We start from the raw sequence: 12,578 nt of genomic DNA on the forward strand, positions 1-12,578 counted from the left end.
CATGGCTCAGGCAATGAAAATCGCGATTGTAGATGACGAACAGGACATGCGGCAGTCGATCAGCCAGTGGCTGGCCCTTTCGGGTTATGACACGGAAACTTTCGGCAGCGCTGAGGACGCGCTCAAGACATTGGGGCCCGATTATCCGGGCATCGTCATTTCCGACATCAAGATGCCGGGCATGGACGGGATGCAGTTTTTGAAAAAACTCATGGGCAGCGACTCGGCCCTTCCGGTCATCATGATCACCGGCCATGGCGATGTGCCGATGGCGGTTGAGGCGATGCGGGTGGGCGCGTTCGATTTCCTCGAAAAGCCCTTCAACCCCGACCGGATGAGCGAGTTGGCCAAGAAAGCCACCAACGCGCGGCGGCTGGTCATGGACAACCGCGCCCTGCGGCGTGAACTGTCGGACGGCGGCCAGTTGATGAAAAAGCTGATCGGCCAATCTCCGGTGATGGAGCGCCTGCGCGAGGATATTCTCGATCTGGGGCAGGCCGATGGGCATGTGCTGATCGATGGGGAGACCGGGACGGGCAAGACTTTGGTCGCCCATGCGCTGCACGCCGTAGGCTCGCGTGCGGGCAAAAAATTCGTGCTCGTCTCCTGCGGTGCCTTGGAGGAAGAAGCGCTGGCCAAACGGCTTTTCGGCCCGATGCAGCCCGAAGACGCGCAACTGCCCGCCATCGAAGAAGCCCGCGGCGGCACTTTGGTCTTAGAGGATATCGAAGCGCTTTCTGAGCAACTCCAAGCCCGGCTGCTAAGCGCGATCAACGAGCAGGGCACCCCGGCGGAGACGCGGATCGTCGCCATCTCGAACCTGCAAGAGGCAGGGCGCACGTCGGAAGACGCGCTGCGCTCGGACCTGTTTTATCGTCTGGCGGCGCTGCGCATCACCGTGCCCCCGCTGCGCCAACGGGGCGAGGATATTCTGACGCTCTTTACTCGGTTGAGCGATCAATTCGCGGATGAATACGGCTGCGAGGCGCCTCAGGTCAGCGCGCAAGAGGCGGCACAGCTGTTGCAGGCGCCTTGGCCCGGCAACGTGCGGCAACTCATCAACGTCGCCGAACGCGCCGTGCTGCAATCGCGCCGCGGCTCGGGCACCATTGCCTCGCTGTTGATGAGCGACCATGATGAGATGCAGCCGGTGATGACCACCGAGGGCAAGCCGCTGAAAGAATATGTCGAAGCCTTTGAGCGTATGTTGATCGATAACACCATGCGCCGCCACAAGGGCTCGATCGCCAGCGTCATGGACGAGCTTTGCCTGCCGCGACGGACGTTGAATGAGAAGATGGCGAAATACGGGTTGCAGCGGTCAGATTACCTCTGACCGCGCCCCACAAGCAGCGCGGCTTAACCGTTGCGCTGCTCTGCGATCTCGACCGCTTTGCCATTCGGATCGGTGATGCAAGACCAGCTCGCCGCGCCGGGCACATCGACGATATGGCGGTAAAGCTCAACCACCGGACGGGTGGTATTGATCGCAATCCCCGCCGCTCCGGTTTGCTGGGCCACCGCGGAGATACAGCTTTTCTGCCCGCGCAATTCCGCCAGCGCTGCGGGGTCGTCGGCCACGGCGATCTCATCACAGGCGGCGAGGCCCAGAAGGGTCAGACAAAGCGCGGGGCGCAGAAATTTAGGCATGAAAGCGGTCCTTTGAAACTCTGGGCCGCATCGGCGGCAAGGCAATTCTATGGTGTCGCCCGGCGACAGCCGCCGTGACAGTCTGAATGTTTCCAAGCCCATGCGCCTTGTCAACCGACCGGGGATAAAGCGCATTTGACTGTTGCTCATTCGATTGACCATTGTGTTTCACCCCGTAAAGCCCTTAACTAGCCGGATAAGTCCCGTAACGCCCGACCGGCGTGGGGTGACTTTTGACAGTTTCGCTGCCGTGCCCGCCCGACACCGGGGGGCCAGCAGACCGATTGGGCCGGAAACGGCCGAAGAACCGCTGATATTCGCGAGGGTTAGCCCGACCGAAGCACAGCTAATTAATGGATGGGAGAGGCCGCAGAGCCCTCGCATCGGAGAAGAACCGCGATGACGCGCGCAGATGCTCAGAGCAGACAGTTGGGGGCCATTCGTGGCCCTGCTGTTGCCGCGTCCTCCATCGCCCTGACAAGTCACACCTCCCAGCCCGAAGCCCCGCCAGGGGCATTTTGTGCGCGGGTGCTGTGCATAATGGATCTATGTCTAAGAAAATGCTTATCGATGCCACCCACGCCGAGGAAACTCGGGTCGTGGTCGTGGACGGAAACAAGGTCGAAGAATTCGATTTTGAATCGGAAAACAAACGCCAGCTTGCTGGCAATATCTATCTAGCCAAGGTTACACGGGTCGAACCGTCGCTTCAGGCGGCCTTTGTCGACTATGGCGGCAACCGTCACGGTTTCCTCGCTTTCTCGGAAATCCACCCCGATTATTACCAGATTCCCGTGGCCGACCGTCAGGCGCTGCTGGAAGAAGAGCGCGCCTATGCCGAAGCGCAGGCCGCCAAGGATGACGAAGAAGAAAAACCCAAGCGGACCCGCTCGCGGTCGCGTAGCCGGTCGAAAAGCCAAGCGGCCGAGACCAACAGCGATGATGCCGTAGCCACCGCCGAGGTCGCCGAGGAAAACAGCGATCAGATCGCGGGCATGGAAACCGTCGATCTCGACAGCGAAGAGGGCAGTTCGCCCATGGAGCGGGTCGCGGAGACGCCGGTTGAAGAGCCCGAGAATGATGCGGCGGAGGGTGATATCGCCAAGGCCGAGGACGCGGCCCCGGCCAAGGCGGATGACGCGGCAAAGGCCGAGGATGCCGACGCCAAGGGTGACGCGCAGGCCGACGATGAAGACGCCGATGGCGAGGACAAAGGCAGCGATGCCACGGCGAAGGACGATTCCATCGAATCCGTCGCCGATGAGGACGACAGCGAAGACATCCGCCCCGTGCGCAAACCGCGCCCGCGCCGCTACAAGATTCAAGAAGTCATCAAGGTCCGCCAGATCCTGCTGGTGCAGGTCGTCAAGGAAGAGCGCGGCAACAAGGGTGCGGCGCTGACCACCTATCTCAGCCTCGCCGGTCGTTACTGCGTGCTAATGCCCAACACCGCCCGCGGTGGCGGCATCAGCCGCAAGATCACCAATGCTGCCGACCGCAAGAAGCTCAAGGAAATCGCGACCGAGATTGAGGTGCCGAAAGGTGCCGGCCTCATCGTGCGCACCGCCGGGGCGAAACGCACCAAGGCCGAGATCAAGCGCGATTACGAATACCTCCAGCGTCTCTGGGAACAGATCCGCGAGTTGACGCTGAAGTCCATCGCGCCTGCCAAAATCTACGAGGAAGGCGATCTGATCAAACGCTCGATCCGCGACCTCTACAATCGCGAGATCGACGAGATTCACGTCGAGGGCGAGCGCGGCTACCGCATCGCCAAGGACTTCATGAAAATGATCATGCCGTCCCACGCCAAGAACGTGAAGCTCTACAACGAGAGCCTGCCGCTCTTCGCCCGCTATCAGGTGGAAAGCTACCTCTCGGGCATGTTCAACCCCACGGTGCAACTGCCCTCGGGCGGCTATATCGTGATCGGCGTGACCGAAGCACTGGTGGCGATCGACGTGAACTCGGGCCGGGCCACCAAAGAAGGCTCGATCGAACAGACCGCGCTCAAGACCAACCTTGAAGCCGCCGACGAGGTCGCACGCCAGCTGCGTCTGCGTGACCTTGCCGGGCTCATCGTGATCGACTTCATCGACATGGACGAGCGCAAGAACAACGCCGCCGTCGAAAAGCGCATGAAGGACCGGCTCAAGACCGACCGCGCGCGCATTCAGGTGGGCCGCATCTCGGGCTTCGGCCTGATGGAAATGTCGCGCCAGCGCCTGCGCCCCGGCATGATCGAGGCGACGACCCAGCCTTGCCACGCCTGCCACGGCACCGGCCTCGTGCGCTCGGACGATAACCTCGCCCTGTCGATCATCCGCCAGATCGAAGAAGAAGGCACCCGCCGCCGCTCCCGCGAAGTACTGGTGCGCGCGCCCGTGGGCATCGCCAACTTCCTGATGAACCAAAAGCGCGAGCATATCGCCCATATTGAAATGCGCTACGGCATGTCCGTGCGGATCGAAGGCGATCCGTCGCTGGTCAGCCCCGACTTCCACATCGAGAAGTTCAAGACGGCCACGCGCACCGTGCCGCCCGTCTCGGATCACGTCGTCTCGGTCGATACTTCCCTCATGGATCAAATCGACGAGGATGAGAGCGCCGCCGAGGCCGAAGAGGCCCCCGCCGCACAGGACGCCAGCCCCTCCGAGAACGGGAACGGCAATGGCAACGGTGAAGAGGGTGAGGGCAAATCCAAGCGCCGCCGCCGCCGTCGCCGCAGCCGGGGTGGCCGTGGCCGCAATGGCAATGGCGATCAGCAGAACGGTGCAGAGGATCAAAACGGTGCTCAGCAGCAGGACGAGGCGAAATCGGACGAGGGCGAGAAAACCGCGCCGGTAGAGGCAGAAGCCCCGCAGGCCGAAGCGGAAGCCGCGCCCGCCGCCGAGGAGAAGCCCAAGCCGAAATCCCGCAGCCGCTCGCGCAAGCCTAAGGCCGAAATCGCTCCCGAAGCGGAACCCGCGCCCGAAGCCCTTGCCGCCGCAGAAGGCGAAGCGCCGAAGGTCAGCGCCGAGGCCGAAGGGGAGGAGCCCCCCAAGCCCAAGGCCAAGCGTAGCCGTCGGACCAAGAAACCCGCAGCCGACGCGGCGGAAGAGACCGTGAGCGCAGACGCCGTGGCAAGTGAGGAAGAGGCCGCACCCGCGCCGAAGCCCAAGCGCCGCAGCCGGGCCAAGGCCAAGCCGGTCGAGCCGGTCGCCGAAGCCACGCCCGATGCAATGGCCGAAGCCCTGCCGAGTGAAGCGCCCATCGCGGCCCCGTCACCGGAGACGGCGACGCCCGTCGCGGAAGCGCCTCAGCCTGAGCCGCAGCCCGACCCCGCGCCGCAGCCGGTCGAGGCCGAGGCACCCGCTGCCGAAACCGCTCCTGAGCCAGTGGCCGAAAAGGTCGAAGAGCAGCCCGCCGAAAAGCCCAAGCCCAAACGGCGCGGCTGGTGGTCGCTGGGCAGCTAAAGTGCTCTAGATAAAGAAAACGGCGGGCTCTCAGGCCCGCCGTTTTCAGTTTGGCTATAGGGTAAGAAAGACGGCGCGACCGCGCCCGCTCAGCCGCCCTTGGTGATGATGTAAAGCTCTGCCGCGCCCTCGGTCCGGGTTTCGGTCAGTTGATGGCCCGCCTCGGCACAGAAATGCGGCACGTCGATCACGGCGGCGGGGTCATCCGCCGTCATGTGAAGCTGATCGCCCGGCGCCAGCGCGGCCAGTCGTTTGCGTGCTTTCAGCACGGGCAGGGGGCAGAGAAGCCCCGTGGCATCCAGTTTTTCGATCTTCATAAGATCAGTTAAGCCAAGCCGGTCCCGAGGTCCACGATCTTGTGACAATATGACAGGTGACGCCGGGGCCATGTCGGTCTAGGAGTCGGTCATGTTTGAAATAAGCCTCCTCGACGCCGGGATCCTGCCGGCCATGACCATCGCCCTTGTCGCCGGGATTTTCAGTTTCCTGTCGCCCTGCGTGCTGCCCATCGTGCCGCCCTATCTGGCCTATATGGGGGGCGTGTCGATCAATGACATGTCGAGCCAATCCAGCGCGCGACGGCGGGCGGTGGTGGCGGCGCTGTTCTTCGTCCTGGGGCTAAGCACCGTCTTCGTGCTCTTGGGCTTCACCGCCTCGGCCTTTGGGATGTTCTTTCTCCAGAATCAGGCGCTTTTCGCCAAGATCTCCGGCGTGGTGATCATTGTCTTTGGCCTGCATTTCATCGGCCTCTTCCGCATTCCCTTTCTGGACCAAGAGGCGCGGTTGGACGCGGGCGATAAGGGCGGTTCCAGCTTTGGCGCCTATGTTCTAGGGCTGGCCTTCGCCTTTGGTTGGACGCCCTGTATCGGCCCGCAGCTTGGCGCGATCCTGTCGCTCGCGGCGAGCGAGGCTTCCGTCTCTCGCGGTACGCTTTTGCTGGGCGTCTATGCGGCAGGGCTGGGGATCCCGTTCCTGCTGGCCGCGATGTTTATCACCCGCGCAATGACGCTGATGAACCGCATCAAACCGCATATGAAGCTGATTGAGCGGATCATGGGGGGGCTTCTTGTGCTCGTCGGGCTGGCCTTGCTGACCGGTGCATTCACCGCCTTCTCCTTCTGGCTGCTAGAAACCTTCCCGATCCTCGCAACTGTGGGTTAAGCCTTATTCTCGCCCCGAATTACGGCTAGACTATGCCGAAGAAGAGGGCGGGCATGGTAAGCAAAGCGCAGGGAAAGACGGTGAAAACGCGCCGGGTGTTCTACATCCCCGGCTACGATCCGATTCACCCGCGCCGCTACCGCGAGCTGTACCGCAAGGAAAGCGCCGCGCAGGCGGCGATCTCGGGCTATGAGATCGGGCTGAATCCGAAGGCGGGCCGCGGCAATTACGGCTGGCAGGTGGATGCTGAGATCGACGGGCAGCGGGTGAGCGCGCAGGTCGAGGTTCTGGTCTGGTCCGACATCGTGCGCGAAAGCATGAGCAGTTCGATCCCCGCGACCTATTGGCAATTGCTGCGCACGGCTTGGGTCTACATCGGGTCGGGCGCGCTCTGGCGGCTCATGCGGCTGCGCAAGGGGCCGGTGATCGCCGCACTCTACCCCGTTGGCATGTTAATCGCGCAGGCGCTGTTGGCGGTGGCGCTTGGCCTGTTGACCTATGGCCTTCTCGGCATGCTCAGCGATCATTGGGCCGCGCGGCTCGCCTTCGCGGCACTGGGCATGGGGTTGGGCATTGCCCTGCTGCGCTGGTTCAAAAAGAAGGACGGCAAGTTTTTCGCCTATTACCTCATGCATGATTACGCCTATTCCGCCGCCACCAAGGGCGCGAATCCGCCGCAGCTTGAGGCCCGGATGGCGACCTTTGCCGATGCCATCGCCACCGCGCTGACCGATGATATCGACGAGGTCTTGGTCGTCGGCCATTCCTCGGGCGCGCATCTGGGGGTTTCGGTACTGGCCGATCTGATCCGGTCGGGCAGGGTGACCGAGGGCGGGCCTGCTCTGGGTTTCCTCACGCTGGGGCAGGTGGTGCCAATGGTGTCTTTCCTGCCCCGGGCCGAGCGGTTGCGCGGCGATCTGCGCTATCTCTCGGCGCGAGATGAATTGGCCTGGGTCGATGTCACCGCCCCGGGCGATGGCTGCGCCTTTGCGCTTTGCGATCCGGTGTCGGTGTCTGGTGTCGCGCCCGAAGGGAAACGCTGGCCGCTGGTCTTCTCCGCCGCCTTCACGCAAACGCTTAGCCCCGCGCGTTGGAAGGCGCTGCGCTGGCGCTTCTTCCGGCTGCATTTCCAGTATCTTTGTGCCTTCGACCGTCCACGTGACTATGATTATTTCCAGATCACCGCCGGGCCGCAGACACTCGCCGCGCGCTATGACGGGCGGCCCGCATCGAAATCGCGGATCGACCACGCGGTCAGCAAATACACCTCTGTCGCTGCATGAGCCATCCGCCCAAACCCCCCGCGCGCCCCGACCGCGTGTCGCTCTGGCGCTATGCCAAACTGTTTCGCGCCGACATCCTCTCGGCCCAGCCCGCGCGGCTCTATCGGGCGTGGATGGCTGAGTTCAAAACGCCGTTTTTTCGCAGCTACCTGATGAACCAGCCCGAACTGGTGAAAACCGTGTTGAAGGACCGGCCCGAGGATTTCCCCAAGTCCGACCGTATCGGCGAGGGGCTGCGGCCCCTCTTGGGCAACTCTGTCTTTCTGACCAATGGCGAGACATGGAAACGCCAGCGCCGCATCATCGACCCGGCCTTCGAGGGCGGGCGCCTGCGTGAGACCTTTCCCGCCATGTGGGACGCGGCAGAGGCGGCTGCGGCACGGCTGGAGCCCAAGGCGGGCCAGGTGGTCGAGATCGAGGCTGAGACAAGCCACGCCGCCGCCGATGTGATCTTTCGCACGCTGTTTTCGCTGCCGATTGAACATGAGGTCGCCCGCGCGGTTTTTGACGAGTTTCGCAATTACCAGCGTAGCCAGCCAATCCTGAACCTCGGGGCGCTTTTGCCGCTGCCGCGCTGGGTGCCGCGCCTGTTTCGCCGCGACACGCGGGCCAGCGCGGCGCGGATCAGGGCGCTGATCACCGATCTGACCCGCGCGCGCATCGCGCAGATCGAGGCGGGCACCGCGCCCGATGATCTTGCCACCAAGATTATGACCCAAGCCGATCCCGAAACCGGAGAGCGCTTCGACACCGAAGAAATGGTCGACCAGGTCGCGATCTTCTTTCTTGCGGGGCATGAGACCAGCGCCTCGGCCCTTGCATGGGCGCTGTATTTGATGGCCACCCATCCCGCGTGGCAAGAGCGGTTGGCGGAAGAGGCGCAGGCGCTTGAGACCTGCGATTTCGCGGTGATGTCGAAACTCAAGCTCAGCCGCGATGTTTTTCGCGAGACGCTGCGCCTTTACCCGCCGGTGCCGATGATGGTGCGCGAGAACAGCTGCCCCGAACACTTCCGTGACCGACAGGTGAAACAGGGCGCGCAACTGGTGCTCAGCCCGTGGCATCTGCACCGCCACGAACGGCTCTGGGACAACCCCGACGGCTTTGACCCGTCCCGCTGGCAGACCAAGAATGGCAAACAGTGCCAGCGCGACGCTTTCATCCCATTCTCCGCCGGGCCGCGGGTCTGCACCGGGGCGGGCTTTGCCATGGTCGAAGGGCCGCTGATCCTGTCGCGCATCCTGCGCGACTTCCGCGTGACGGCCCAACCGGACCGCGTGCCAGTGCCTGTCGCACATTTGACCGTCCGTTCAGATAAGGGCATTTGGTTAGCGCTATCAAGACGCTAGCTGCTATCATCGGCTTTGCGTTTCAATTAGAAACGCAGCGAACGGAATCAAAATAGGACCTGGGTGACATGGGCTACGACAAGGCGCAACTTGAGCAAATGGACAGCGGCAAGGGCTTCATCGCGGCGCTTGATCAATCGGGTGGCTCCACCCCCAAGGCGCTGAGCCTCTATGGCGTGGAACCGTCGGACTACAACGGCGACGAAGAGATGTTCAAAGCCGTTCACGACATGCGGGCGCGGATCATTCTGGCCGATGATTTCACCTCTGAAAAAGTTATCGGCGCGATCCTTTTCGAGCGCACGATGGATGACACGATCAATGGCAAACCGGTTGCACAACTGCTCTGGGAAGACCGCGGCGTGGTGCCTTTCCTGAAGATTGATAAGGGTTTGGAGGAAACCAGCAACGGCGTGCAGATGATGAAGCCGATCATGGAGATTGACGACCTGTTGGCCCGCGCCGTGAAGCATGGTATCTTCGGCACCAAGGAACGCTCTGTCATTCATGAGGCCAACGAAAACGGCATTGCCGCCGTGGTGGCGCAACAGTTCGAACTGGCCAAACAGGTCTGCGCTGCCGGTCTCGTGCCGATCATCGAGCCCGAGGTGAACATCAATTCCGAGAGCAAGGCCGAGGCCGAAGAAATTTTGCACGGTGAGATCGCGAAACACCTGAAGGCGCTGCCCGAAGGTGAGATGGTGATGCTGAAGCTGACGATCCCCGAGAAGGCCGGTCTCTATGATGATCTGGCCGAACATGCCAATGTTCTGCGCGTCGTGGCGCTGTCGGGTGGCTATTCCACGGCGGAAGCCTGCGAACGGCTGGGCAAGAACCGGACCATGATCGCCAGCTTCTCCCGCGCTTTGACGGAAGGGCTGAATGTCAAGATGACGGACGCGGAGTTCAACACGGCGCTCGGGCAGAACATCGAGAAAATCTACCAAGCGTCGATCTGTTAAACGGAATTTTTTGAAAATTCCGGGGCCGTTTTCTTTTAAAGAAAACGGCTACACGATCCGCCGGATGGGTTCACGATTGCAAAATATGATGACCTGTCCGGCGTTTTCCACCGCTTGATACCCACGGCGCTTCAATTCCGCTTCGAATGCCCGGCGTCCGACGAATTTCTCGATATCCCGCGCTTTGCGCCGGATCACCTGACCGCTGATCGCGGCGCGCGAGGCAAAGAGGCTGTGGAGCCACGCCTGTGGCGAAAGGGGAGAGGCCAAAGTCATGGCCAGACGCTAATCCGCTTTTGGTAAACGTTCCTTTAACGACCGCAGCACAAACAAGCGGATCGCCCCGGCCAGCCCGATGTCCAGCCCACGGGCGGCGTCAATCTCGGCCACCAACGCGTTGATCGGCATGCCCCGTGCGGCGGCGATGGCGCGGAACTCATCCCAGAATTCGTCTTCGAGGGAGATCGATGTCCGGTGGCCCCTTAGGGTCACCGAATGTTTGCGGGGCCTTGCGCTCATGTCTCGCGCTTATGCGCGTCGAGCGTGGCCTTGGCTTGGGCGGCGCTTTTGCGCGCCGCCTCCTTCTCAGCTTTGCTGCGGCCAAAGCGCAGCGCATTCTCATCCGCCTGAGCGCGGCGGGCCGCAAGATCGCGTGCCTTTCTCGCCTTGTTCAGGTTGATGGGCTGGCTCATTTCGGGCCGATCATATTCTCAGGGCGCACCACACGCTCGAAGGTCTCGGCATCGACGAAGCCCAAGGCAATCGCCTCTTCCTTCAACGTGGTGCCGTTCTTATGCGCGGTCTTGGCGACCTTGGTGGCGTTGTCATAACCGATCTCGGGGGCCAGCGCGGTGACCAGCATCAGCGACTCGCGCATCAGCTTCTCGATCCGGTCCGCGTCAGCCTTCAGGCCATCCACCAGATTGTCGGTAAAGGCCGAGGCCGCATCGCCCAAAAGCTGCATGGATTGCAACACGTTATAGGCCATCATCGGCTTGTAGACGTTAAGCTCGAAATGCCCCTGCGACCCGGCGAAGCCCACGGCGGCATCATTGCCCATGACATGGGCGCAGACCTGCGTCAGCGCCTCGCATTGCGTCGGGTTCACCTTGCCCGGCATGATCGAAGAGCCGGGCTCATTCTCGGGCAGGATCAATTCGCCCAGACCGCAGCGCGGGCCGGAGCCCAAAAGGCGGATGTCATTGGCAATTTTGAACAGCGACGCCGACACGGTCTTCAGCGCGCCGGAAATCTCGACCATCGCGTCATGGGCGGCAAGTGCTTCGAATTTGTTGGGCGCGGTGACGAAGGGCAGGCCGGTGATCTCGGCCATGTTATGCGCCACGGTCTCGGCCCAGCCCTTCTTGGTGTTCAGCCCGGTGCCCACGGCGGTGCCACCCTGTGCCAGCTCATAGATACGGCCAAGCGCATCGCGCACGCGGGCAATGCCCATGGCGACCTGATGGGTGTAGCCCGAGAATTCCTGAGACAGCGTCAGCGGTGTCGCGTCCTGCGTATGGGTGCGGCCGATTTTGATGATGCCGTCGAATTCCTCGACCTTCTTCTGCAACGCGCCGTGCAGCTTCTCCAGCCCCGGCAGGAGCACGTCACGCGCCGTCATCGCGGTGGCGATATGCATGGCGGTGGGGAACGTGTCGTTCGAGGACTGGCCCATGTTGCAGTGATCGTTGGGGTGCACCGGATCTTTCGAGCCAATGGTGCCGCCCATGAGTTCAATTGCGCGGTTGGCGATGACCTCATTGGCGTTCATGTTCGACTGGGTGCCGGAACCGGTCTGCCAGACCACCAGCGGGAAGTTGTCGTCGAACTTACCCTCGAACACTTCGCCAGCGGCCTGAATGATCGCGCGACCGCGTTCCTCGTCCAGCGAGCCCTGCGCCACATTCGCCTGCGCGCAGGCTTTTTTGATCACGCCGAGCGCGCGCACGATGGCGATGGGCTGCTTTTCCCAGCCAATCGGGAAGTTCATGATCGAACGCTGCGTCTGCGCGCCCCAGTATTTATCGGCGGGGACTTCGAGCGGACCAAAGCTGTCGGTTTCGGTGCGGGTATCGGCCATTTTGCGGCTCCTGCTGTGACTTATCGTTGTCCAGCGGTGTACCTGCGCCTTACGCGCTGCGCAATGCGGGGATGGCGCTAACGGCCATTCCGCCGCTACTTCCGAAAGGAATCGAGCGAGACGATCTCGGCATCTTTGACCGGCTCTTCCGCGACTTCCAACTCTGCCTCATCCGTCTGGTCGAGCGTGGCCTCATCCTCAGCCACGTCTTCCTCTTCGGTCTCTTGCTGTTCGAACCGCAGGCCAAACTCAACCGAAGGGTCCACGAAGGTGCGGATCGCGTCGTAAGGAATATAAAGCGGCTCTGGCGCATCGCCGAAGTTCAGCGTGATGGCGAAACCGTCTTCACCCACATCAAGGCCGTCGTACCAGTGCTGCATCACCACGGTCATCTCATCGGGATAGCGGTCCGACAGCCAATCGGCCAATTCCGCATCCGGATGCGAGGTGTCGAAGGTGATGAAGAAATGGTGATTCCCCGGCAGTCCCTTGTCCGATACGTCTTGCAAGACCCTGCGGATCAGGCCCCGCATGGCTTCGTGCATCAGGTTGCCGTAATCAATGCTGCGGCTCATTCTTCTCTCCGGTCCGGGCGTTGGGCAGGGGTAAGCATACCCCATTCAGGGGCGAGTGAAAGG

At 62.2% G+C, this 12,578-nt stretch carries 13 protein-coding genes; 6 read left to right on the top strand and 7 right to left on the bottom strand.

The features are described from left to right. The first annotated feature begins 1 nt into the window (after position 1). Positions 2-1,336: a sigma-54 dependent transcriptional regulator gene (locus ACGYLD_RS02635; RefSeq protein WP_067266663.1), complete on the top strand. Its 1,335-nt coding sequence runs from the start codon at positions 2-4 to the stop codon at positions 1,334-1,336. Between the two features lie 23 nt (positions 1,337-1,359). On the opposite strand, the gene ACGYLD_RS02640 is transcribed toward ACGYLD_RS02635, so the two are convergent. Beyond that, complete coding sequence (locus ACGYLD_RS02640; RefSeq protein WP_271691341.1) at positions 1,360-1,650, bottom strand: hypothetical protein; 291 nt, start codon at positions 1,648-1,650, stop codon at positions 1,360-1,362. A gap of 548 nt (positions 1,651-2,198) precedes the next feature. Between ACGYLD_RS02640 and ACGYLD_RS02645 the strand changes: the two genes are divergently transcribed. Beyond that, positions 2,199-5,105: an Rne/Rng family ribonuclease gene (locus tag ACGYLD_RS02645; RefSeq protein WP_394401017.1), complete on the top strand. Its 2,907-nt coding sequence runs from the start codon at positions 2,199-2,201 to the stop codon at positions 5,103-5,105. Positions 5,106-5,194: 89 nt separating this feature from the next. Here the strand turns inward: ACGYLD_RS02645 and ACGYLD_RS02650 are convergent, their stop codons facing one another. Further along, entirely contained in the window at positions 5,195-5,422 is a 228-nt protein-coding gene (locus tag ACGYLD_RS02650; RefSeq protein ID WP_067266668.1) for a sulfurtransferase TusA family protein, read from the bottom strand. A 91-nt stretch (positions 5,423-5,513) separates the two neighbouring features. On the opposite strand from ACGYLD_RS02650, the gene ACGYLD_RS02655 reads away from it, so the two are divergent. The 4 genes from ACGYLD_RS02655 (at position 5,514) to ACGYLD_RS02670 (ending at position 9,860) form a co-directional block, all read left to right on the top strand. After that, positions 5,514-6,266: a cytochrome c biogenesis CcdA family protein gene (locus ACGYLD_RS02655; RefSeq protein ID WP_271687236.1), complete on the top strand. Its 753-nt coding sequence runs from the start codon at positions 5,514-5,516 to the stop codon at positions 6,264-6,266. A gap of 53 nt (positions 6,267-6,319) precedes the next feature. Then, positions 6,320-7,549, top strand: coding sequence for a hypothetical protein (locus tag ACGYLD_RS02660; RefSeq protein ID WP_271691338.1), 1,230 nt, complete (start codon positions 6,320-6,322; stop codon positions 7,547-7,549). Then, complete coding sequence (locus ACGYLD_RS02665; RefSeq protein ID WP_394401020.1) at positions 7,546-8,898, top strand: cytochrome P450; 1,353 nt, start codon at positions 7,546-7,548, stop codon at positions 8,896-8,898. Before ACGYLD_RS02660 ends, ACGYLD_RS02665 begins: the two co-directional genes overlap by 4 nt. 68 nt (positions 8,899-8,966) lie before the next feature. Then, on the top strand, positions 8,967-9,860 hold the full coding sequence (locus tag ACGYLD_RS02670) for a fructose bisphosphate aldolase (RefSeq protein WP_271691336.1): 894 nt from the start codon (positions 8,967-8,969) through the stop codon (positions 9,858-9,860). A gap of 48 nt (positions 9,861-9,908) precedes the next feature. On the opposite strand, the gene ACGYLD_RS02675 is transcribed toward ACGYLD_RS02670, so the two are convergent. The 5 genes from ACGYLD_RS02675 to ACGYLD_RS02695 all read right to left on the bottom strand — a co-directional run bounded on the left by ACGYLD_RS02675 (position 9,909) and on the right by ACGYLD_RS02695 (position 12,515). Then, positions 9,909-10,136, bottom strand: coding sequence for an N-(5'-phosphoribosyl)anthranilate isomerase (locus ACGYLD_RS02675; RefSeq protein WP_247744561.1), 228 nt, complete (start codon positions 10,134-10,136; stop codon positions 9,909-9,911). Positions 10,137-10,145: 9 nt separating this feature from the next. Beyond that, positions 10,146-10,379: a ribbon-helix-helix domain-containing protein gene (locus ACGYLD_RS02680; protein WP_271691335.1), complete on the bottom strand. Its 234-nt coding sequence runs from the start codon at positions 10,377-10,379 to the stop codon at positions 10,146-10,148. Continuing rightward, positions 10,376-10,552: a DUF4169 family protein gene (locus tag ACGYLD_RS02685; RefSeq protein WP_067266677.1), complete on the bottom strand. Its 177-nt coding sequence runs from the start codon at positions 10,550-10,552 to the stop codon at positions 10,376-10,378. Before ACGYLD_RS02685 ends, ACGYLD_RS02680 begins: the two co-directional genes overlap by 4 nt. After that, the gene (gene fumC / locus ACGYLD_RS02690; protein ID WP_271691334.1) at positions 10,549-11,940 is read right to left on the bottom strand and encodes a class II fumarate hydratase; all 1,392 of its coding nucleotides are present in this window, start codon (positions 11,938-11,940) and stop codon (positions 10,549-10,551) included. The genes ACGYLD_RS02685 and fumC overlap by 4 nt, the downstream gene beginning before the upstream one ends. A gap of 95 nt (positions 11,941-12,035) precedes the next feature. Continuing rightward, positions 12,036-12,515 (bottom strand): SspB family protein, encoded by a 480-nt coding sequence (locus ACGYLD_RS02695; protein WP_067266680.1) that lies wholly within the window; start codon positions 12,513-12,515, stop codon positions 12,036-12,038. Between the last annotated feature and the right edge of the window lie 63 nt (positions 12,516-12,578).

This window comes from Sulfitobacter sp. 1A12056 (genome assembly GCF_043558125.1).
GTDB classification, from domain to species: domain Bacteria; phylum Pseudomonadota; class Alphaproteobacteria; order Rhodobacterales; family Rhodobacteraceae; genus Sulfitobacter; species Sulfitobacter faviae.